This is a genomic window from Paenibacillus sp. Negev47 (assembly GCF_058313655.1).
In genome coordinates, this window is sequence record NZ_CM177754.1 from 742786 (window position 1) to 765515 (window position 22730).

Annotated in this window: 25 protein-coding genes; 21 read left to right on the plus strand and 4 right to left on the minus strand. The window is 47.2% G+C overall.

The annotated features are described in order from the left end of the window. From AC4G47_RS03390 to AC4G47_RS03440, 11 genes are all read left to right on the plus strand, one after another. Complete coding sequence (locus tag AC4G47_RS03390) at positions 1 to 351, plus strand: winged helix-turn-helix transcriptional regulator (protein ID WP_458124177.1); 351 nt, start codon at positions 1 to 3, stop codon at positions 349 to 351. Between the two features lie 126 nt (positions 352 to 477). After that, positions 478 to 927, plus strand: a complete 450-nt coding sequence (locus AC4G47_RS03395; protein WP_145325871.1) for a disulfide oxidoreductase — start codon at positions 478 to 480, stop codon at positions 925 to 927. Positions 928 to 947: 20 nt separating this feature from the next. Further along, positions 948 to 1391, plus strand: coding sequence for a FixH family protein (locus AC4G47_RS03400; RefSeq protein ID WP_491104759.1), 444 nt, complete (start codon positions 948 to 950; stop codon positions 1389 to 1391). A gap of 92 nt (positions 1392 to 1483) precedes the next feature. Next, on the plus strand, positions 1484 to 2464 hold the full coding sequence (locus AC4G47_RS03405) for a LacI family DNA-binding transcriptional regulator (RefSeq protein ID WP_491104760.1): 981 nt from the start codon (positions 1484 to 1486) through the stop codon (positions 2462 to 2464). A gap of 159 nt (positions 2465 to 2623) precedes the next feature. After that, a complete protein-coding gene (locus AC4G47_RS03410) occupies positions 2624 to 3949 on the plus strand; it encodes an ABC transporter substrate-binding protein (protein WP_458124174.1) in 1326 nt (441 codons plus the stop codon). A gap of 139 nt (positions 3950 to 4088) precedes the next feature. Then, complete coding sequence (locus AC4G47_RS03415) at positions 4089 to 4973, plus strand: carbohydrate ABC transporter permease (protein WP_491104762.1); 885 nt, start codon at positions 4089 to 4091, stop codon at positions 4971 to 4973. Continuing rightward, positions 4973 to 5800 (plus strand): carbohydrate ABC transporter permease, encoded by an 828-nt coding sequence (locus AC4G47_RS03420; protein ID WP_458127353.1) that lies wholly within the window; start codon positions 4973 to 4975, stop codon positions 5798 to 5800. Before AC4G47_RS03415 ends, AC4G47_RS03420 begins: the two co-directional genes overlap by 1 nt. Before the next feature lie 42 nt (positions 5801 to 5842). Further along, positions 5843 to 7405: a glycoside hydrolase family 32 protein gene (locus tag AC4G47_RS03425; protein WP_491104763.1), complete on the plus strand. Its 1563-nt coding sequence runs from the start codon at positions 5843 to 5845 to the stop codon at positions 7403 to 7405. An 83-nt stretch (positions 7406 to 7488) separates the two neighbouring features. Next, entirely contained in the window at positions 7489 to 8976 is a 1488-nt protein-coding gene (locus tag AC4G47_RS03430; RefSeq protein WP_491104764.1) for an alpha/beta hydrolase, read from the plus strand. A gap of 26 nt (positions 8977 to 9002) precedes the next feature. Then, complete coding sequence (locus tag AC4G47_RS03435; protein WP_491104765.1) at positions 9003 to 9428, plus strand: MerR family transcriptional regulator; 426 nt, start codon at positions 9003 to 9005, stop codon at positions 9426 to 9428. Between the two features lie 89 nt (positions 9429 to 9517). Then, a complete protein-coding gene (locus AC4G47_RS03440; protein WP_491104767.1) occupies positions 9518 to 9934 on the plus strand; it encodes a serine hydrolase in 417 nt (138 codons plus the stop codon). 92 nt (positions 9935 to 10026) lie between these two features. Here the strand turns inward: AC4G47_RS03440 and AC4G47_RS03445 are convergent, their stop codons facing one another. From AC4G47_RS03445 to AC4G47_RS03460, 4 genes are all read right to left on the minus strand, one after another. Further along, positions 10027 to 10704, minus strand: a complete 678-nt coding sequence (locus AC4G47_RS03445; protein ID WP_491104768.1) for a succinylglutamate desuccinylase/aspartoacylase family protein — start codon at positions 10702 to 10704, stop codon at positions 10027 to 10029. Between the two features lie 96 nt (positions 10705 to 10800). After that, the gene (locus AC4G47_RS03450) at positions 10801 to 11769 is read right to left on the minus strand and encodes an ABC transporter ATP-binding protein (RefSeq protein WP_491106633.1); all 969 of its coding nucleotides are present in this window, start codon (positions 11767 to 11769) and stop codon (positions 10801 to 10803) included. Positions 11770 to 11791: 22 nt separating this feature from the next. Continuing rightward, positions 11792 to 12592: an ABC transporter permease gene (locus tag AC4G47_RS03455; protein WP_491104769.1), complete on the minus strand. Its 801-nt coding sequence runs from the start codon at positions 12590 to 12592 to the stop codon at positions 11792 to 11794. Beyond that, positions 12589 to 13365, minus strand: coding sequence for an ABC transporter permease (locus AC4G47_RS03460; RefSeq protein ID WP_491104770.1), 777 nt, complete (start codon positions 13363 to 13365; stop codon positions 12589 to 12591). The genes AC4G47_RS03455 and AC4G47_RS03460 overlap by 4 nt, the downstream gene beginning before the upstream one ends. Before the next feature lie 306 nt (positions 13366 to 13671). Here AC4G47_RS03460 and AC4G47_RS03465 point away from each other — a divergent pair, with 306 nt between their 5' ends. The 10 genes from AC4G47_RS03465 to AC4G47_RS03510 all read left to right on the plus strand — a co-directional run bounded on the left by AC4G47_RS03465 (position 13672) and on the right by AC4G47_RS03510 (position 22727). Further along, on the plus strand, positions 13672 to 14523 hold the full coding sequence (locus AC4G47_RS03465; protein ID WP_458124167.1) for a DegV family protein: 852 nt from the start codon (positions 13672 to 13674) through the stop codon (positions 14521 to 14523). Between the two features lie 204 nt (positions 14524 to 14727). Then, positions 14728 to 15393: a response regulator transcription factor gene (locus tag AC4G47_RS03470; protein WP_440131314.1), complete on the plus strand. Its 666-nt coding sequence runs from the start codon at positions 14728 to 14730 to the stop codon at positions 15391 to 15393. Beyond that, entirely contained in the window at positions 15390 to 16319 is a 930-nt protein-coding gene (locus tag AC4G47_RS03475) for a sensor histidine kinase (protein ID WP_491104772.1), read from the plus strand. The genes AC4G47_RS03470 and AC4G47_RS03475 overlap by 4 nt, the downstream gene beginning before the upstream one ends. A 129-nt stretch (positions 16320 to 16448) precedes the next feature. Beyond that, a complete protein-coding gene (locus AC4G47_RS03480) occupies positions 16449 to 17372 on the plus strand; it encodes an ABC transporter ATP-binding protein (protein WP_458124165.1) in 924 nt (307 codons plus the stop codon). Beyond that, positions 17365 to 18063 (plus strand): ABC transporter permease, encoded by a 699-nt coding sequence (locus AC4G47_RS03485; protein ID WP_491104775.1) that lies wholly within the window; start codon positions 17365 to 17367, stop codon positions 18061 to 18063. Before AC4G47_RS03480 ends, AC4G47_RS03485 begins: the two co-directional genes overlap by 8 nt. A 105-nt stretch (positions 18064 to 18168) precedes the next feature. Continuing rightward, complete coding sequence (gene thiD / locus AC4G47_RS03490; protein WP_491104777.1) at positions 18169 to 18981, plus strand: bifunctional hydroxymethylpyrimidine kinase/phosphomethylpyrimidine kinase; 813 nt, start codon at positions 18169 to 18171, stop codon at positions 18979 to 18981. 254 nt (positions 18982 to 19235) lie between these two features. Continuing rightward, a complete protein-coding gene (locus tag AC4G47_RS03495; protein ID WP_458124162.1) occupies positions 19236 to 19916 on the plus strand; it encodes a response regulator transcription factor in 681 nt (226 codons plus the stop codon). After that, positions 19913 to 21661, plus strand: coding sequence for a sensor histidine kinase (locus tag AC4G47_RS03500; protein ID WP_491104780.1), 1749 nt, complete (start codon positions 19913 to 19915; stop codon positions 21659 to 21661). The genes AC4G47_RS03495 and AC4G47_RS03500 overlap by 4 nt, the downstream gene beginning before the upstream one ends. Before the next feature lie 21 nt (positions 21662 to 21682). Beyond that, the gene (gene pssA / locus AC4G47_RS03505; RefSeq protein WP_253441014.1) at positions 21683 to 22228 is read left to right on the plus strand and encodes a CDP-diacylglycerol--serine O-phosphatidyltransferase; all 546 of its coding nucleotides are present in this window, start codon (positions 21683 to 21685) and stop codon (positions 22226 to 22228) included. A gap of 13 nt (positions 22229 to 22241) precedes the next feature. Continuing rightward, complete coding sequence (locus AC4G47_RS03510; RefSeq protein ID WP_458124160.1) at positions 22242 to 22727, plus strand: DedA family protein; 486 nt, start codon at positions 22242 to 22244, stop codon at positions 22725 to 22727. The last annotated feature ends 3 nt before the right edge of the window (positions 22728 to 22730 follow it).

Below are 22730 nucleotides of genomic sequence, written 5' to 3' on the forward strand. Positions count from 1 at the left end.
TTGGTTAAATATAATACCGGAATAAATATTTTCATGGATATCGCTGGGGGGAAATGGAAGTGCCTTATCCTTTTCTTTCTGAGTCAACAATCGGTTCGAACCAAGGAATTCTATGAACTGATACCTGGAATCACACAAAAGGTCTTAACCGACCAATTGAAACAGTTGGAGAGCGACGGACTTGTTCATAGGGAAATATTCAAGGAAGTCCCGCCAAAAGTAGAATATAGCTTAACTGATCTCGGACGATCCTTCGTTCCGGTCTTGAACACGATGTGCGACTGGGGTAATACGTACGCAAGGTCCAAAGGTATGGATCAGGATGAACATATTCAATGTGATCATAAATGAACCAAAAGTTCAAAAATTTGGTATAATCATCGGGTAATGACCTACATAACAGCTTGAATAGCCGATCGAGTCCAGAATGAGGTATGATAATTTGGTATAAGCAAAATGAAGAGGGGGACAGAGGAAATGAGTACATCATCAAAATCGGAGCGTCCGGCGAAAAGTGTGGATACCCGGTTATTTGTTGCTTGGGCCGTTTCGGTTATTGCAACAGGGGGAAGTCTCTATTTTAGTGAGATCAAGGGCTATCTTCCATGTGATCTGTGCTGGTACCAGCGCATATTCATGTACCCGCTAACGATCTTGTTGGGCATTGCCTACTTTAAGGATGACGCGGGTATCGCGAAATACGTGCTTCCGCTTAGTTTTATCGGTGGCGGCATTTCGTTATATCATGTAACGATCCAACGTATTTTTTCAGCTACAGGTAACGCCGTGGCGTGCGGGAAGGTTCCATGTTATACCGACTATTTGAACTGGTTTGGTTTTATCACCATTCCGCTACTGGCACTCATTGCATTTATTATCATCATCGTGATGCTGTGGGGCATCGGCAAAACATCAAAATCTTCTTAATTAAGAAAGGACAGATGGTGATGAGCGGACAAGCTCGTTGGTTCATGCCCTTCATTGTTCTGATCCTCCTGACCGTGGGATGCTCCTATGAGGAACAGTCCACGTCGGGCGAGATGCCAGAGATGATTAAAGTGAAACTTGACGTTCCAGAGAAGGCTTCTCTTCATAAACCAACACGGTTGCAGGTGAAGCTTACACAGGGAGATGCACCGTTAAGCCATGCCGACCATGTGCAATTCCAGATCTGGAATGACCTTGATGATCCGCCTTCTGTATCTCCGGAGCAAGGTATGATGACAGCGGACGAACTGGAGAATCAGGGGGCAATTACTGCCAATGAGGCAGAGGAAGGGCTGTATGAAATCCAGCATACCTTTGAAGAACCCGGCACGTATGTGGTACAGGTTCATGTTACGCACGGAGCTATGCATAGCATGCCCAGAGCGAGAATTGTAGCGGAATGAAGCAGCGGGCGGATTCCGAGGGTTTGGTTCAGGGTTAGCAATAGGTTTATAATAATATCGGTATGAAGAATGTTGTAGGAAAAGAGGCTGTTATGGCAACTATTCATGATGTTGCACTCAGGGCAGGAGTTTCTGTAACTACCGTCTCGCGTGTATTAAACAACCGGGGATATATCAGTCAGAAGACTCGGGATAAAGTGTATCAAACCATGGACGAACTGAACTATCGACCCAACGAAATTGCCCGCTCTCTTCTGCGTAAGCAATCTAACGTTATAGGCTTGATTATTCCCGATGTATCCCATCCGTTTTTTGGAGAATTGGCTAACTATGTTGAGTATCATGCATATCAGAATGGATTTAAAATTATGTTATGCAATTCCCACATGGACCCTTCCAAAGAGCGTGAATATGTGGAGATGCTCAAGGGTAATCGCGTGGATGGCATTATTATGGGAAGCCATACCCTTGAAGTTGATGAGTATATGAATCTGCATTCCCCAATCGTGACCTTTGATCGTAAGATCGGTGAGGACATCCCGTTTATCTCATCTGATAATTATCAGGGAGGGGTTATGGCTGCTGAAATGCTGCTCGCGAAGAACAGACGGCATTTGGCGCATATCTGCGGTAATCTGGAACTGCAAATGCTGTCCAATCGCCGGACGACAGGTTTCGTTGATACATTGCAGGCTCATGGAGTCGAGCCGGTTATGATTCATGAAACCGATCTGAATGTGTTTGATCAGCATCAGTATACGGAATTGGTGGATAAGCTGCTTGCACAACACCCGGAGGTGGACGGGCTTTTTGTAACAAGTGATCTGATGGCGGTGCATGCGCTGAGGCAGATCGTGTTAGGGGGGCGCAAGGTACCCGACGATATCGCTATTATAGGTTATGATGACATTCGTGCGGCAGCTTATATGGTGCCTGGCATTACAACGATAAGGCAGCCGGTGGAGGCCATGGCTAAGCTAGCGATTGATCTGATTAGGCGCCAGATCGCGGAAGAGAAGATCGGGATGGAGCATATTTTGCCGGTTACCCTAGTGGAGAGAGAGACGACCTGATGCAGGTCGTTTTTTCCTATTAGTCCTTTTGACGCGAAAAGATGAAGTCAGGCTAATTTTTTTAATAGTATGTCAAACGATTGACATGTCAAACCTTTGACATTATAATTCGAGTTGTAAGCGTTTCCTTTTAAACTATTGATCGGGGGCCATGACAAGATGAAAAGAGAACAGAGATGGATGAAATTATCGGTATTTTTATTGGTTATGATGCTTGTAATTACAGCATGTGGAGGTAAAGCAGCAACAGAGTCCGACTCCTCTTCTGAGGGTAGCGGCAGTGAGAGTGTCAAAATTACTTTGCTCAATTCCAAGTCAGAAATTAACAGTCAACTGGAGCAAGCAGCTAAGGACTTCAAAGTTGAAAATCCAAATATCACACTTGAAATTATACCTGTAGGCAGTGGACAGTCTCCGTTTGAAAAAGCGTCTGCCTTGTATGCCTCCGGCAGCCCTACAACGATGATGATGCTGGATACAGGGGATGTAGAGAAATTCAAGGATCGTGTTCTGGACCTCACATCCGAGTCTTGGATGAAGGATGCTGTGGAGAACAGCACGACAGCAACAACGTTTGATGGTAAAAACTATGCATTCCCTTTATCTATTGAAGGATATGGATTCATTTATAACCAGAATGTACTAGATCAGGCGGCAGGGGGGACATTTGATCCGAAGTCTGTACAGACCACTGCACAGCTGGAGGATCTGTTCCAAAAGATCACTGCTGCTGGAAAATCACCTCTGATTGTATCTCCGATGGATTGGTCACTTGGTGCGCATTATCTGGGGCTTGCATATGGTGGGCAGTCGCCGGACCATACGAAGGTGGATCAATTCATTACTGATCTGAAGGCAGGTCAAGTGGACCTTGCTTCCAACGCTGTGTTTAATGGTTTGATGGATACATTTGATCTGATGAAAACCTACAATATTGACAAGGCTTCCCCACTGTCTGGAACCTATGAGCGTGGACCTGAGGTGCTTGGCAAAGGTGAGGTTGGTATCTGGTTCCAGGGCAACTGGGCTTGGCCGCAAATTTCCAGCTTTGATACAGCAGATGGGAAATATGGATTCCTCCCTGTACCTGTGAGCAATAATCCGGATGATTTCGGTAATACGCAAATCTCTGCTGCCGTATCCAAACGAATATTGCTGGATAAGGAAAAGAGCACACCAGCGCAGCAGGAAGCGGCGAAGAAATTTTTGGATTGGATCGTTTATAACGAAAAAGGTCAGGACTTCCTGGTGAATCAAGCCAGTATTATTCCGGCATTCAGCAACATTACATTGGAGCCAACCGATCCGCTTGGCAAATCCATTAGTGAATACATCAAGGCAGGCAAAATCGAGGAATCAATGAGTACACTTCCTGCAGATCACTGGTCCAAACTGGGTGCATCCATGCAGAAGTATTTGGCTGATGTCATTGACCGTGCCGGACTTGCCAACGAAATTCAGGCATATTGGAGCAACGTAAAATAAAGGAATTATTCTTGGCCCTGTGCAGCACATAGAGAGAGAATTGCGGTACGCCGGAGATGATGAACGTACAGCTTCCACTGTTCGACTTGTTTCCGGCATAACCGCCAGGCTAATCATTTGGATAGAGTGGAGGAAGACAATGCTGACCGAAAAAGGATTATGGACTCGTCTGCGCACCCGCCTGATCTTTACGGGCCCGACATTATTTGCGTTTGCTACAGTGATGATTATTCCATTTCTGTATGGTATTTATTTGACGTTTACGAACTGGGATGGCATTGCCATCGATCAAAACTTTGTTGGCTGGGATAATTACATCGGTGTGTTCAAGGACACGGTGTTCTGGAAATCATTCGGGATGACACTGGAGTACGTATTTATTACAGTTGTGTTGACCAATGCGGTTGCCTTCCTGCTCGCTTACGCTGTAACCCGGGGAATGAAGGCACAGGGCTGGTTTCGTGCCGGATTTTTCCTGCCGAATCTGGTGGGTGGAATCGTGCTTGGTTTCATCTGGCAGTTTATTTTTAATCAGGTACTGGTATTTGCAGGACAAAAAATGAATCTCACTCTGTTTTCCACCTCCTGGCTGGCCGACCCGGATAAAGCGTTCTGGGCACTCATTGTGGTGACCGTTTGGCAGTATGCCGGCTATATGATGGTTATCTACGTTGCGGGACTGATGAATGTGCCGAAGGATGTTATGGAAGCAGCCAGCATTGATGGGGCAAGTAATCGCAAAATGCTGGGGCGCATTGTATTGCCACTGATGGTTCCTTCGTTTATCGTATGCATCTTTTTGTCACTGCAACGGGGATTTATGGTGTACGATCTGAACGTCTCCTTGACCAGTGGCGGGCCCTTCAAGAGCACAGAGATGGTATCCATGCACGTCTATGAGCAGGCCTTTCTTGCTCGTGACTACGGATTGGGTCAGGCAGAAGCGTTTGTTCTGTTTATCCTTGTAGCCGCCATTACATTGCTCCAGGTCTATTTCAGCAAAAAACTGGAGGTCGAGGCATGATGGCTGGACAATCGCGCATTCTCAACTGGATGAAGTTTATTGCATTAATCATTGTGATGATTTTGTTTGTATTTCCTTTTGTACTTCTGATCGTCAATTCATTCAAGGCTAACCAGGCAATTACCTCCGATCCGCTGGGCTTGCCAAGCTCGTTTCAATTCGATAATTACGTCAATGCGTTTGACAAAATGGGATATGTATCCGCCTTCAGCAATTCATTGCTCATTACCATTGCAGGTGTACTACTAATTGCTCTTTTTGCGGCGATGACAGCACATTATTTTGTTCGTCACAAAAGCAAGCTGAATCAGTATCTCTTTTTCCTGATGGTAGCTGCGATGATTATTCCGTTCCAGGCCATTATGATTCCGCTGGTTAAAATATACGGCTCGCTCAGCTTGCTGGATAACAAGTGGTCGCTGATCTACATGTATATTGGCTTTGGCAGTCCGCTGGCCGTATTTATCTACCATGGGTTTATCAAAAGTATTCCCCTGGAGCTTGAAGAAGCGGCTCTAATGGACGGCTGCGGCAGAGTGCAGACCTTTTTCCGCATCGTACTGCCGGTGTTACTGCCGACAACCGTAACGATTAGTGTCCTGAATGTATTGTGGATATGGAATGATTTTTTGCTGCCTTCCTTAGTGCTGACTTCGTCTGAGCAGCGAACGCTGCCGCTGTCCACGTTTTATTTTTATGGGACATACACCGTGGATTACGGTCCATTGATGGCTGGTCTGGTGTTGACCCTGCTGCCTGTACTGGTCGTTTATTTGTTTGCCCAGAAGTACATTATTCAGGGGGTCATGCAAGGGGCTATCAAATAAGTTCAGTTGGGTGATATAGAGAGAGACAGGAGTGAAGGACATATGAACCAGGAACGATACGAGAAACAGGAAATAGACACAAGGCAAGAGACAGACCTTGGACTGACGAGTTCTTCGGCTCAAACGAAGGAGAGTTATACACTCGCCCGGGCCAACGCATATATCAAGGAGCATCGACATCAGGTTGATCCAACCTATCGAATGGCCTATCATTTGATGCCAGAGGTGGGCTGGATGAATGACCCCAACGGCTTCATATACTTCAATGGGATGTATCATATGTTCTATCAGCATTATCCCTACGAACCGGTATGGGGGCCGATGCACTGGGGCCATGCGGTGAGCCATGATCTGGTTACGTGGTCTTATCTGCCTGTTGCACTGGCACCCGATCAGAGCTACGACAGTGGAGGATGTTTCTCCGGAAGTGCAATCGTTCAGGACGGCAAATTGGTGCTGATGTACACGGGGCATGTTGTGACTGGACCTGACAAGGATAACGATTACTTGCAGACACAGAATATCGCTGTTTCGGACAATGGGATCGATTTTGTCAAAAGCACAATGAATCCGGTCATTCGGGTGAATCAAATCCCAGAGCATACCAGTCCGAAGGACTTCCGTGATCCGAAAGTGTTTGAACGAAACGGTGTATACTATTGCGTCCTTGGATCGAATGACGCTGCGGGCAAAGGGGTCATTCTGTTATACCGTTCAACAGACTTGCTGGATTGGAGTTATGTTAACATTATGGCCCAGAGTGACGGGACGCTTGGCGACAATTGGGAATGTCCCGATCTGTTCACACTGGATGACCGAGATGTGCTGATCATGTCTCCGCAGCGCATGCCTGCTCAGGGAGATAACTATCGCAACTTGCATTCGACCGTTTATATGATGGGAACTCTGGATGAAGAACCGGGTGTGCTGAAGTACGAGCAGTACGTTCCGCTGGACTGTGGCTTCGACTTTTACGCACCTCAGACGATGGAGGATGCACAGGGACGACGAATCATGGTGGCCTGGATGGATACGTGGGAAACGGAAATCCCGACACAACAGTCCCATGCCTGGGCTGGAGCGATGACTTTGCCAAGACAACTAATTCGTAGGGGAGAGCGATTGATATTCCAGCCTCTTCCAGAGCTTAGACAGTACAGGTGGGAAGGCACCGAGCAGTATGGTATACATTTAAACGGTGATGAACATGATCTTGACCTTGGAGTCAGCGGAGACTGTTACGAACTGTGTGCTGTATTCGAAGCTGAACAGGCACAGCACTTCGGGTTGAAGTTGCGAACGGGTAAGGATGAAGAAACAGTGATTACCTATGATGTGCAACAGCAACGTCTATGCTTAAATCGCGAGAAGGCCGGGCAAGGGCCGGGTGGTGAACGAGCTACAACAGTGGAACTTCTTGACGGGAAGCTTGAACTTCATATTTTTATGGATGTTAGCTCCGTTGAGGTGTTCATTCAGCAGGGAGAGCAGGTGATGACAGGGCGGATATATCCTGGGCCGAACTCGACAGGTATTAAGGCTTTCTCGGCCGGTATGTGTACGTTGACTGAACTTCACAAATGGGATTTACGAATTCCTCAATAAAATCTTTCTAATATTCAGCCTTGACCTTGAAGTATACTTCAAGGTTTATTCTTGTCTTATCAAGAAATATTGGAGGCAGAATAATGAGAATATTAGAATGGATGTTGGTCTTGGTAACCGTAGCTGCTACGGTATGTATGCTAGTGTTTCCGAAGCGCCGATCAATGACAATAGGCATACTCTCCGCTTTGGTTCTGGCAGTGATTCTGCATGGCTTAATCAACTCATTCCGTGTGCAGATGGTCCCAACCTATATCGTTGGACTTGTATTATTTATTACATTAATCATTCAACTCATGAATTTATACCGCAGTGACCGCTACGTTCAGAGCACGCAGAAACATAACCGTCGTTCATGGATAAAGATGACGTTGGTATCCATCCTGGTTCTGGCTTTCAGTGTGGGCTCATTTATACTGACCTGGCTGTTACCTGCCTTTATGATGCCTGAACCTACCGGCACATTTGCGATTGGTACGTTCTCTCAACACCTGGTGGATGAATCTCGCGAAGAGACCAAAACACCCGAGGAAGGAGACAAGCGTGAACTTATGATTAATGTCTGGTACCCAGTAGATCAGGAGGCCGCCCAAGGGCTGCCACTGGAGCATTACCCTAGTGAACTGGGAGAAGCTATTAGTCTGGTGTTCGGCATTCCGTCTCAGGTGTTCAGTTATCTGGATACCATTCCAACACATGTGGTAAAAGGAGCTGAGATGTCCGCCACCCAGAGCAAGTATCCGGTATTGCTGTTCTCGCCGGGTATCCGCTCTGCCCGTTTTCAGAGTATGACAATGATAGAGGAACTGGTAAGCCACGGTTACATTGTCGCTGGTATAGATCACCCGTATACGTCAGCACGAGTAACACTCCCTGATGGACGTGCGGTCTCGTATGAGGCCGACCCTGATTTTGCAACGTCAGAGGAATTGTATCAATATAATGTAGAAGGTATAGGTATCCGTGCAGCTGATGCAAGATTTGTTCTCGATACGCTGACCCTGTGGAATTCACATGATCCGAATCAATTGCTCGAAGGAAAACTTGATCTGGCTCATGTTGGTATTATGGGTCACTCGTATGGTGGGGCAACGACAGCGGAAGCACTGGCGCAGGATGAGCGATTCCAAGCAGGACTTAGCCTGGAGGGCGGCTTCTGGGGAACGGTATCCACGACAGCCCTGAAACAGCCGTTTATGTATATTATGTCCGGTGGAACCGCCAAAAGTCTGGAACCGGATGCTACTGTCAAGGATAAAGTATTTTACCCCGAGTTTGAGCCGGATCTGGATCGAGTGATGACGAGCAGTCTTAATGATACCTATTATCTGACGGTGGAGAATTTCTTCCATCAAAGCTTTACGGATATTTCGTTAATTTCACCGAAAATGTTTGCCAGAGGCATGACGCCAGAACATAATGTGGATATAACAAGATCTTATGCGTTGGCATTCTTTGACCGTTATCTCAAAGGAGAAGAGCAACCATTGCTGCAAGGGTCTTGGGGGAAATTCCCTGAGGCCACCTATGGTGCCCAATATACCAAGATACGCAACGAACAATCGCAATAAATCCGCAGAAGGGTGGAGGGGTAGGCATGGAAACCATGACAAGAGGAACCTTGGCCAAGCGTACCGGTGTGAGTATGGCAACCCTCCGTTATTACGAGGATAGCGGTATTTTGCCTGCTCCCCATCGTTCCTCCAACGGATACCGGGTGTATACAGAGGATTATTTAGTCAAAATTAAGTTCATTAAGGATGCTCAATTGCTGGGTTACTCTTTAAAAGAAATACAAGAGACTCTGCTACTGCTTAGTCAGGAGGACATGGAGAGTGATACGTTAAAAACACTCGTCCGTGACCGAATCGCTGGTATTCAGAAGCATATCGATCACCTTGAACAGATGCAGATTCATCTGGCCAGATTGCTCAAGACACCAGAAGATGATATCCATAGCTATATTCAGTCGTTCAGGGTAACAAAGAAAGAGCCGGATGAGATTAACCATAAAATCCGTTGAATAGGGAAAGAGTCTCGGAGCCGTAATCGCGGCTGCTCCTGAACACAGGTTGTTTGAAATCGGCTCTGTAACCAAACTTTTTACATCTTTTGAATAAGGTTACCTTAAAAAGTCTTGCTACGCATACCTCTGGATTACCCAGACTTGCCACAAACCTGTCTTCCAAGAAAAATCGATACAATCCGTTTTCAACGTATACGGAGGATGATCTACTTGCTTTTTTATCCGAAGCTGACTTTACGGATCAGATGGGTTCATTTGAGTATTCCAATACCGGCGTGGGCTTACTGGGCTATATCCTATGTAAAGTATCAGGCAGTACATATGATGATTTGCTGAAAAAATATGATATGTGTTTATTTGTGCAGGCCAATCTGAATGAAGACCATCCGTCAGCCTCTGCAATACATGCGATATTCAAGTTTATAACTAAAAAAGACCTTTATCCACTCATGCCGCAGGACCCTGTGGGTATACGAATATTGGAAGCAACGATGCAGAGATAAACGCAGAAAAGACACCTCCAAAGCGAACTCCCGAAGTAATCCTCGGGCGCTCTCTTCTGAAGGTGTCTTTATTTCTATCTTAATGATCTCAATCATGTTAAGCCCGCTTCACGTAGAAAATGGTGCACAATCTTCGTTTGATACTTGATACGGGTCGCGCGCTTCAGACTCCAGCAGGTCTCCACCGTAACAGAACGGGCTTGTAATAGTCTTGAAGCCGCTGTGCGGGCAGATCCCGGCAATTCATGCTGCTTGAGGTTAAAATGACGATCACGAGTGGCAATTGACCGATTCATCCGTTCGATAACTCTTCTGCAAGCCGGAATGGTACGACTGCCAGGATTGGTAATCAGCGTCTGTCCAAGCACTCGCGTACTAAGCTGTGACAGCCCGTTGGCTTCATGCAGATCGAGCCACCAGTCAGCCCGATGTTCACGGGCCAGCTGAAAAACCGCTGCAGCCAGTGAATGCTTGGCCTTGCCTGACATACGACGTGGAAACGTACGATTCAGATCTGGCTTGCCTCTGCTTTTCTTTGCGTAGGCTTTCTGGTTCACGCGTGGCACGATAATCAGCAGTCCTCGCTGAATGACAAGGCGACCCGTCGCACAATCATCTGCGAGCTTTTGCGCAGCGGCCATGCTCGCCGTTTCGTTCCCGTGAACTCCGGAAGTAATGAACATCACCGGTCCGGGAAGCATGCCACGCACGATGTAATAGGGAGTGGCGTGTGCGCTGGATGCCGCAAGTACATGTTTGGTCACAAGCATGACGCTTCACCTCCGCTATTACAGTACGCCATGTCCCTCTTTCATGTAACGGCATAAGAACAGGTCTTCATCCAATTTCATCACAAAATAGGCCGACTAGTATACACGGTGAATAATATCTTCGAAATCCGGTTCTTTCATCTCTACATCTTCAATCTCGCCCCAGTATTCCAGTTGTTTCAGAATGTCCATTGTGCTCCATTCCTTCCGGTTCACTTCAACGGTAACGATCTGGTTCTCCACTCCTGTGATATGAAGCGCAGAGGGTAAAGAGTCTGGCAGGTGAATCGTTCCCCGGAACGTTATTCGAAATAACGTAGGCAGTCCGATGGTTTCGCGAAGCGATGAGATCGTGCCGTCATATGTCAGTTGACCATGGTTGATCACCATAACCCGGCTGCATAACTGCTCGATATCGTCCATGTCATGTGTGGTCAGCAAAATCGTTTTGCCAAACGTTTCATTCAAGGTACGTAGAAACTGGCGAATGTTCCTCTTCGCGTTCACATCCAGTCCAATGGTTGGTTCATCGAGAAAAAGCAGTTCCGGGTCATGCAGCATGGAAGCTGCGAGATCCGCACGCATGCGTTGTCCAAGCGAGAGTTTGCGGACAGGCGTGGCCCAGAATGATTCAAGGTCCAGCAGCTCAGCGAACTGGGACAGCCGTTTCTTTTTGTCCTCGGCACGAACGCCGTACATCTCGGCCAGAATATCATATGAATCTTTCACAGGCAGATCCCACCAGAGCTGACTGCGCTGTCCAAACACGACGCCCAGTCGACCGACGGTTCTGCGCCTGTCCTGATGCGGGTTCATACCGCCAAGTAGTACCTCACCCGAGGTTGGGTGGAGGATACCTGTCAGCATTTTGATCGTGGTAGACTTGCCGGCCCCGTTCGGACCGATGTAGCCCACAAACTCCCCCTGCCCGATATCAAAACTGATATCGCGAACCGCTTTCTTGGATACATACTCACGTGAAAATAACGTACGTAACCCAGAGAAACGTCCTTCCCGAATAACAGGGGTCTTAAATTCCTTTTGCAGATGCCGTGCTGTGATCATGTTCATGATTCGTTTCGCCTCCTTAGCTACCTGTACTTTGATATTTGGTCATGCCGAAGTGCCAGAAACGCAGACTTGCAGCCAAACTCAGTACGGCAACCGCCGCAACAGCAACAAGGACCCACGCGCCTCCTTCACCCCGCAGTAGATAGAGTGACGGAATGTAGTTGACGAATCCCACCGGAATAACCGATAGCAGAATGCCAGACATCCATTTGGGATATAACGTTAGCGGATATTGGGCAGCCGTTCGTGCTGCATCTTCGGTGATCGTCTGTAATTCCTCGATACGCGTAGTCCAGAATCCGAGTGTGGCGGTAGCGAGTCCGATGGAAAAGAGAATGACTGCCCCCGTGAGGATAATGAACAGGGAGAAGGGAATGGCTATCCAGCCAATCTGTCCGCTATGCATCATGCCTGCCAGAGACCAGCAGAGAATGAACCCGCCTTGCAAGACTTCCCCAGCCATGATGCGGAAGTTCTGCGGCAACAGGGCCAACAATACGGGCATAGGACGTGTTAACAGTTGATCAAGCTCACCACCCACCAGATATTTTTCCAGATGGTGAACCTCATTGCCGAATGTACGGTACAGTGTTTTGGATAGGGTCATGATGGCGAAGAGATAACCGATCTCATGGAGGGACCAGCCTTTAATCGCTCCGAATTTATGCAGCACCAGAGCAACCATCAGAAACTCGGAGATCTGAATTAAAGCGGCGAGTACGGACGCCATAATGAAATTGAACTTGTATTGCATCCGGCTGCGGATGCTTGTTCGAATGAGCATTTTATATAATTTGAACCAGGAAGTCCGTTTCATCCGCCCTGCACCTCCACTTTACGACGTAACACTTGAGTGATCGCAAGACAGATCAACGTCATGAAGACGCACCAAAGCAAGGTTCCCCATAGCAAGGAGCCATCTTCGAAACCAAGGTAGATTCGGGTAGGTACATACAGCAGGAAAGGGTAGGGTGATAGCCAGGCAAGTTGTTCAAGCCAGTTCGGCAGCCACTCTAGTGGAATGAAGAAACCAGCCAGCAGATTCATCATGGCGTGATTGCCCCAGTGAAGCCAGGAAGACTCCGTGGTCCACATCGACGTAGCACCAATGATGTAGTTCATGCAGATGGATAAGTATGCGGCGCTGGCAAGACCAAGTGCGGCATAGAACAGCGTTGAAACGTCTGAGGGCCAATCCAGGGAAAAGACAATGGAGAAGAGCAGGTAGATCGGAATACTTTTGTACACGAACTGGTAGGCAATCTGCCCCCATTCGCGTGCCATCAGGTGGGTGAACAGATGAACTGGCCTCATGAGATCCAGCGCGATCTGCCCTGTCCTGACGGTTAAGGGGATACCCAGTCCGTTCGTGAGAAAACCCGAGATCCAGAGAGAGGATTGCGTGAACGCAATGTAACTGACCATCCCTTGTGTTCCGTATTCACCGAGCGTGTGGTCGGCCCCGATGCCGATCCAGAGGCAGGCGTACATGTAACCAAACATGGCGCTTGCCAGGTTATGTACCATGTGTGCCCCGCGGTATTGCAGATTCCGGGAGTAGGCTTTGGAAGCCAGGGTGAAATAAAGCATGTGACACCTCCGATAAGTGGATTGAACGGCGGTTCCGTTCACTTCAGTCAAGGCGAAAAAGAGAGAAGGACAACAGCATACCAATTTATTCCTTCACAGGCAAGACATTTTTTTAGCTAAAAATGGAATTAAAAGGGTTGTTCATGATTGCGCCACAAGACAACGGTCTGTCCGTTCCTTTATAATTGAGAGGTAGAATCGCAAACGTTTACAATATGTAATATTCAAATTTTAAATAAAAACCGCCGGGCTTGTGCCTGATGATTGGGATACAGAACGAACAATCCGGCAAGAGAGAAGGATGTCATGAAGAAAATTGCATGGGTCACCGACAGTACCAGTACACTGGATCCCGTTTTTGCGGAGCAAAATCATATCTATATCGTACCGCTGCGCATCGTATTTGGAGAGGAATGTTACCGGGAAACCGATGACATCACATCTGAAATGTTCTATGAGAAACTTGCGGAGTCTTCACGTGCGAGCAGTTCGCAGCCACCCATTGGTGAGTTCATTGAACTGTATGAGTCGCTCAAAGACAAGTACGATGAGATTATTACGATTCATTGCTCTACTGCACTGAGCGGAACGCTGCATACGTCCATGCAGGCTGCAGAGATTGCAGGAGTGACGGTGACCGCAATTGATTCAAAGGCAGGCGCCTATCCTCACCGTGAGATGATTATGCAAGGACTGGAATGGCAGAAGCAGGGATGTTCAGCTGCCGAGATCAAAGTAAACATTGAACAGATGATTGATAATATGTCCTTTTACCTCATACCGGCCAGTCTTCAGCATCTTCACCGCAGTGGGCGGGTGTCGGGGACACAGCTGATCATCAGTCAACTGCTCAAGATCCATCTGCTGCTTCGATTTGAAGAGGGCAAAGTGGTTGTGAATGAGAAGATTCGCACGTTCAAGCGGACGAAAGAGCGCATGCTGGATATGCTCAAGCTGGATGTGGAGAAAGTAAAGCATGTGTGCATTATGCATGCGAACAATCAGGAAGAAGCCGTCACAATCAAGAAGCAGATTGCCAATCTGCTCCCTAAATTAAAGACCGAAATCATGCCGTTTATCCCTGTGGTAAGTATCCATGCAGGTGCAGGAACCATTGGACTGTGCTGGATCCACAGCGAGAACGGTTATAGAGATTAGAAGCACCAGCATTAATCTACAGACGCTTATAGACCTGGCAGGAAACACACTTGATTTCAAAGTGATGATCCTGTCAGGTTTTTTCGTATGTCATTGCCAATTCAAACAAACTGTGAGGTAATAAAGAAAAATGTTCATGTTGGAGGGAAACATGTGTTAAGTCACCGCTTGTTGCTTGTTGAAGATGATCGTTCGATTAGTGAGATGGTCGGGCCATACTTGGAAAAAGAGGGCTACGACGTCACTTATGCATATGACGGCTTAGAGGCAGAACGTCAGTTCAGCCAGTCACAACCTGGGTATGATCTGGTTATTCTGGATCTGATGCTGCCCCGCAAAAGTGGGATGGATGTGCTGCAAACCATTCGGGCAGTCAGTCTGGTGCCTGTGCTTATTCTGTCTGCGAAAGATGGGGAGGTGGACAAAGCGCTGGGCCTGGGTTTCGGCGCAGATGATTACTTGAGCAAACCTTTCTCGTTAATCGAACTGACTGCCCGCATCAAAGCCGCGATTCGCCGCGCCAATTATACCACTCCGCCTGTGACTGAAATGGTTAAAGATCAACGTATTCACATTGGTGGACTCGTGGTTGATATGGAGACGTACGAGGTGGAGCGCGAAGGTACACCCGTCAAACTGACATCCAAGGAATTTGGCATCCTGAAGCTATTGGTTACCCATCCTGGCAAAGTGTTCACCAAGGCGCAGATCTACGCTTCCGTCTGGAACGATCATTATTATGGGGACGAAAATATCATTAACGTACATATGCGTCGTCTGCGTGAGAAACTGGAGGCGGATCCTTCGGCTCCCCAATATATCAAGACACTCTGGGGCATCGGGTATAAGCTGGAGGCGGAGCAGGGATGACACTGATTTTTGCCATTACAACGGGTACTCTGGCCATTGCCGTCATTGGATTGTGGATGAGATTGCGGAAACGCACCCAACACCTGTCCTATATTCATCAGAAAATATCCGCGATTCTGGATCAAGGCACCTTTGAGCGCTTGCTCGTATTCAATAGTGATGACCAAGTCAGCCAGCTTCTGAAAGACATGAACCAGCTGCTGGACTATGCCCACCGCGCCAAAGCCGGTTATGCGAACCAGGAGAAGGAGATGCGTAATATGCTTTCCAACATTTCACATGATCTGAAAACGCCGCTCACCGTTGTGCTGGGTTATAGTGAGACCTTGCTGCACGGCCCATCATTAACCGATCAGGAACGCAAGATTATGACAGAGAAAATACAGGAGAAGGCGCAGGAAGTGTTGCGTTTGATTCATTCCTTTTTCGATCTGGCGAAGCTGGAATCCGGAGACACGGATCTGGTGCTTAGTCGGGTGAATCTAAGCGAATTATGTCGGTTGAAGATGCTCTCCTTTTATGAAATGTTGACGAATCTCGGGTTGCACGTGGAGCTGGAGATTCCTGATGGTGATATCTTCGTGCAAGCGAATGAAGAAGCATTGGACCGTGTGCTGGATAATCTCATTACCAATGGGATGAAATATGGAGCAGAGGGTAAGGTGCTAGGACTTTCGCTCAACCATTCGATAGGTGGACCTGTGACGCTACAGATCTGGGACCAGGGAAAAGGGATTCCTGAGAGCGAGCATAGTCGTGTGTTCGAACGCATGTATACGTTGGAAGATTCCCGCAATCGACTCTATCAGGGCAGCGGCCTGGGTCTGACGATCACGAAGCGGCTAGTCGAACAGATGGGTGGAAGCATTCACTTGCATAGTGTGCCACATCAACGGACTGTATTTTCGGTTACCCTAAAGGCCTGATAGAGCCAGCGTTGGCATTTCCGGTCAGACTTAAGGTTTTTGTAAGATTTGATTAATAAAAAAGAAGACTTTTCTCTTTACAATATAGATATAGGAACCCGGACAGGGGACGTAAAGGAGAACAAGACGATGAATTATATCGCACGAACAATAGATGTGACCAAAGTATATGAAGGGGCAGAGGTTGTATCCAACGTCAATATGAATATAAAGCAAGGTGAGATCTATGGATTTCTCGGTCCGAATGGTGCAGGTAAAACAACCATCATGAAGATGCTCACCAATCTCGTCAAACCAACCACAGGGGAGATTGAACTATTTGGAGAGAAGCTTACGCCGACCTCCTATGAAGTGCTGAAGCGAATGGGCAGTATTATTGAATATCCTTTTTTCTACGATAGACTGTCTGCTCGCGAGAATCTGGAGCTGCACTGTGAATACATGGGATTCTACAACAAAAAGATCATCGACAACACGATGGAAATGGTAGGGTTAAAAGATACGGGCAAGAAATCGGTTAAAGACTTCTCTCTGGGTATGAAGCAAAGGCTCGGGCTGGCTCGTGCACTCATAACCACTCCTGAATTGCTTATTCTGGATGAACCCATTAACGGATTGGATCCGGTAGGGATTCGAGAAATGCGAGATTTGTTCAAGCGACTTAGCAATGAGTATCGGATCACCCTGCTGGTCTCCAGTCACATCCTTGGCGAGATAGAGCAGATTGCCGACACGGTTGGTGTCATTCGTGGCGGTCGTTTGGTGGAGGAGGTCTCGATGGAGAGCATTCGCGGAAGTCAAAATGAGTACATCGAGTTACAGGCGGTAGATATCCGTAAAGCGACCTATGTCATTGAACATCAGCTTGGTTTGAGTAATTATAAACTGGTTGATGACCAAACGTTACGCATCTATGATCCGGGAATCATTCCATCGGAATTAACCACCAAGCTGATCCAGCATGGCATTGAGATCGAATCGATATCCAAACGGGCTCATTCCCTGGAAGAACACTTCATGAAGCTTGTGAAAGGGGATGAAGACGTTGCTTAAACTAATCAGACTTGAGATGCGGAAGCACCGTTTTGCACGAAATTTTGCAGGTGCAGGTATTGCCAATATAGCCATTCTTCTTTTCCTGATCATGATTGGATTTGTGGATGTGGGAGCGGAAGATTATGCCTATACCGATTACCAGACTGCCTTTACGATTATCGATACATTTGTGAGAGCGACCTTTATCATATTTGCAGGAGCTTTATTAACCAAGCTGGTGATCAGTGAGTATAGAAATAAAACGATGAACGTCATGTTCACCTATCCCATCCAGCGTCATAAAATTATCGCTGCCAAATTGATTATCGTGTTTGTTTTTACGTTTGTGATGATTATGGTTACCGATCTGTTGATGGGTTCACTGCTGCTGATTGTTAATCAATTCTACTCCTTCATTCCTGGCTCATTGACGAATCAGGATGTATTGGGACTTCTGGTGAAGTACATTATGAGTTCTTTATCGGCTGCGAGTATGGCACTCATTCCCCTATTCTTCGGTATGCGTAAGCATTCTGTTACAACCACAATGGTCTCGTCCATTCTGCTGGTTTTGATTGTCTGCTCCGGATTCAACGGGTCGGAAATTTCCATTCATTCGCTTATTATTATCCCTCTGACCCTTGGAGCAATAGGGATATGGATTGCTTCGATGTCCATGGTTCGTCTGGAGACCAAAGATGTGAACTGAATCATCCTAAAAGGCATGCTCCGTATGGCTTCAGATGCCATTGACATCCGCTCGTACAAGGGATAGGATAATGTCAACTGAGACACGAAGGAGAATGCGACTACCATGACGATTCCAAAAACATTAACAATAGCTGGTTCGGACACGAGCGGCGGAGCAGGGATTCAAGCTGATTTGAAAACTTTTCAGGAGCTGGGTGTGTATGGCATGACCGTACTGACTACGGTTGTGGCAATGGAGCCCGAAACATGGGATCACCAGGTCTTTCCTGTTGAATTAAATGTAGTTGAAGCGCAACTTCGCACTGTTCTGGACGGCATCGGTTTCGATGCAATGAAGACAGGTATGCTCGGTTCTGTAGATATTATTGAACTGGTAGCGAAGCATATTCGCCGCAGTGGCTTGCCACAGATCGTTATCGATCCGGTAATGGTCTGCAAAGGTACAGACGAAGTACTGCAACCGGAAAATACGGAAGCGATGATCGAATTCCTGTTGCCAGGTGCTGATCTGGTTACACCGAATCTGTTCGAAGCATCCCAACTGGCGAAGAGTGGACCGATTCGCTCCAAAGAGCAGATGGAAGCAGCGGCAGCAGCAATTCATGCCCATGGCTCGAAGCATGTACTGATCAAAGACCGAGGTGTGATTAACCCGGGTAAAGCAATGGATCTACTCTATGATGGAACCAACTACGAATGGTTTGAAGCCGATGTTGTCGGCTCCGGATATACGCATGGCGCGGGTTGCACGACGTCTGCAGCGATTACTGCAGGGTTGGCTCGTGGTCTTACAGTGAAAGAGGCTGTTCGTGAAGGTAAAGCCTTCGTGACCAAAGCGATTGCTGGCGGATTCCCGCTGAACCGTTTTGTTGGCCCAACACTGCATGTGGCACATCGTCTGGAGCAACAACGTTAAGTGTTGCCAAGGAGCGCGCAGTAGTAGCGCATTACTTCTGGATAACACAATTCGATATCATTCAAGTAGCTGTCAATGAGCAGGAAGTTGCTCGTTGGCAGCTTCTTTTTTGTGCGCATTTTGATAAAAATTAGTAACTTTTGGCTTATATTAATCGTATATATCATGGGGTTCATTCCAAAACATGTATGGACACATGAACGACACATGGAATAGGTATGTTATTATCAGGAATCTAAAAAGGAGAGTCGGCCATGATCAGAACAGTGCTTCTGGTGGAAGATGAAAGCCGCATTCGTGAGATTGTGGCCGATTATTTCATAAAAGAACAATGGAACGTCTTAGAAGCAGAACATGGAGTACAGGCATTGGAACTGTTGGCTTTGCATGAGGTGGATCTGGTTATTTTGGATGTTTTGATGCCTGAAATGGATGGATGGACATTATGCGGGCATATTCGTTCCCAATCCACCGTACCTATTATCATGCTGACTGCACGGTCTGAGGATGACGATAAAATTCATGGATTCCAGCTGGGCGTAGATGATTACGTCACGAAGCCATTCAGTCCACGTGTGCTGGTTGCACGTGCAGAGACCTTAATGAAGCGGGTTGAAGGTTCATTTGCAAGAGAGCAGGGTGTGATTTGCTTCGGACACGTAACCCTTGATCCATGGGCTCGGCGGCTGGAGAAGGACGGGGCTGAAGTTGAGCTTGCGCCAAAGGAATACGATCTGTTGCTTTATTTGGTACGAAATGCAGGCATTGTATTGTCCCGGGATGCCATTTTGAATCGGATCTGGGGATTTGATTTTGAAGGGGACTCACGTGTTGTGGATACTCACATCAAGAAGCTGCGCAGCAAACTGGGTGATGAAGCCAAGTGCATCCGGACAGTGATTGGTACCGGATATCGGTTTGAGGCAGAAGCATGAGAAGAAATGGCGTAACGATGAAGCTATTCCTGGTCATGGCCGGATGTCTGGTTCTTTTATACGGAACGACGGTTTTTGCCCAGTTGGTCTGGTTTCCTGATTTTTATCAGCATCAGAAGGTCAGCAGTATGAAGAAAAAGCTGTCCAAGTTCGAACAGCAATATTCCAATGGACATTGGAGTGATTTGCAATTAGCTAAGGAGACCGGGAAGTTCATGCGTCAGAATCAGTCGCATCTGGTCATTCTGACGAATACCGGAAGACTGGTTAATGATCCTTTCCACATAACGCTGCTTCAGGAGGACGGGAGTCACGTGAAGGTGTCCTTGTCCTTGTTTATCAATAGTGAGAATGCAGGCTGGATTACGTCCCATCTGAAGTATGGGCAGGAACTGACGGTTAGAGGGCCGGCCAGCGGGTCCATGGTCTATCCATTCAAAATCCAGGATGCCAATTCTGCTGCATGGGGAACAGAAAGTTTTCAGGAATCGATTGAACCGGTGCAGGAATGGTCAGGTGTATTGACCGAGGTTGTTCTTCCCAATCTGGCAACGTGGAGTCAGAGGCAGGGACTGCTCGTGCAGGCACTGGATAGCCGTTTCCCTTTATCCACCGAAGATCAACTGGCCTTGGCAAATGGGAAAATGCTTAATGAAGAATGGACGGATAGCTGGAGCGGTGTTCGGAATGTGATCACCATTGCTCCAGTGCATCGTTCAGGACCTGAGCAACAACTGATCTTCTCGCTCACTTCTCTGCAAGAGATGAGGGAAGCGAATGAGGCAACACGTTTATTTTATGCGTATTTTGGTATTGGCGCATTTGTATTAATTCTGTTATTGGCGTTGCTCTTGTCCCGAATTGTAACTAAGCCGCTCCTGGCCTTGAACCATGTTGCCAAGAAAATGTCTACGCTGGATTTTACGGTGAAATCACCAATTCGGCGTAATGATGAAATCGGCAGCCTGTCCAATAGTCTGAATGCATTATCGGAAACCTTGGGCAAGACACTGGAAGAGCTGAGGCAGGCCAACACACAGATGCGCACAGATATGGAAATGAAGCAGCAGATTGAACAGCGTCAACGCAAGTTTTTTGCCGATGCATCACATGAACTTAAGACGCCAATCAGCATTATCAAGGGTTACTCCGAAGGGCTTAAGGATGGCGTGAGTGAGAACAAACGGGAGCGTTACATTGAGATTATCGCTGATGAGGCGATCAAGATGGAAACGATGGTTGAAGAGATGCTGGATCTGGTGCGATTGGAATCCTCAGCGATTCAATTGAATACAGATGCTGTTGCACTGGCTGACATGATTGAAGATATCGCCGGCCGTCTGGGTCCGCAACTGAAGGACAAAGGATTGGATGTGGTGCTTGTATCCACAACAGAGCAGACGGTTGAGGGTGACCGAAGCAAGCTGGAGCAAGTTATTTTCAATATCATGATGAATGCTATACGTCATGCGATACCACATACCGATATAACTATTGAGATCAGCAGGCGTGACGGTCTTGTTCACATTTCCATTGAGAACAAGGGCGAGCGAATTGCTGAAGCTGAGCGGCAGTTTATATGGGAGAGGTTCTATCGGGTAGAGCGCTCACGTAATCGCAAAATGGGGGGAACCGGGCTCGGCCTGGCCATTGCGAAGCAAATCCTTGATCTGCATGGGTGCAATTATGGAGTGGAGAACACACCGGATGGAGTCCGTTTTTATATTATTTTTCCTAAAGCCTAGTACGAAAGGGAGTCAAATCTTATGAAGTCTTTACCATCGATTTTAACTTTGGGGAATCTGAGTTCAGGCATGCTGGCAGTCATTATGGCTATTCATGGTGAATTCGCCCTGGCTGTGATGATGATATGGGTAGCGATGTTCTTTGATCTGTTTGATGGCTATGCAGCCCGCAAATTGCATTGTGAGGGTGAGTTCGGCAAAGCCCTGGATTCACTTGCTGATGTAGTTTCGTTCGGAACAGCCCCTGTGCTGATTCTGTACCTGAACTCCATGAATGAAGTGAGCGTGCTCGGGATGGCACTGACCGCATTGTTTCCAGTGTGCGGTGCATTGCGTCTGGCCCGTTATAACTGTCAGAAGACAGCAAGCAGTGGTTTTGTCGGGATGCCGATTACATTTGCAGGGGGTCTGATGTCCTTTTTCGCGCTCTGGAGTCCTTATTTCACACATGGCGTAGCCTATCTTGTCATTATTGTACTATCTGGTCTCATGGTGAGCCAAATCCGATTCCCATCACTAAAACAAGTGCTAGCCTCTCATGAGAAGGATATTGTGGAACCGAAATAAGGAGCGAGTCAGTATGGAATTTGCAAAAGAATTTATTGGTCAATATGGATATTTCGCAATATACGGACTACTGGCTCTTGGTGTCATTGGCATGCCGATTCCGGATGAGGTGATGATGACATTTGTCGGATATCTCGCCTCCATCTCGGTATTGAATTACTCCGTATCCATTGCCGTCAGTTTCGGTGGGGCATTTACTGGGGGGCTGCTCAGTTACATGATCGGCAAGAAGGCGGGCAGGCCGCTGGTTGAAAAATATGGCAAGTGGGTCGGCGTTAACGCAAAACGATTCAGCAGGGTGGAGGCGTGGTTTCTCAAATACGGATATTGGTCCATCATCCTGGGTTACTTCATTCCAGGCATTCGTCATCTGATGTGTTGTTTCTCCGGAATTAGCAAGATGGCTATCGGCAGGTACGTTCTCGTATCGGGCATTGGTGCATTTGTATGGTGCGTTGTCTTTATTTCGATTGGGTTTTACGTTGGCGTGTTAACTTAAAAT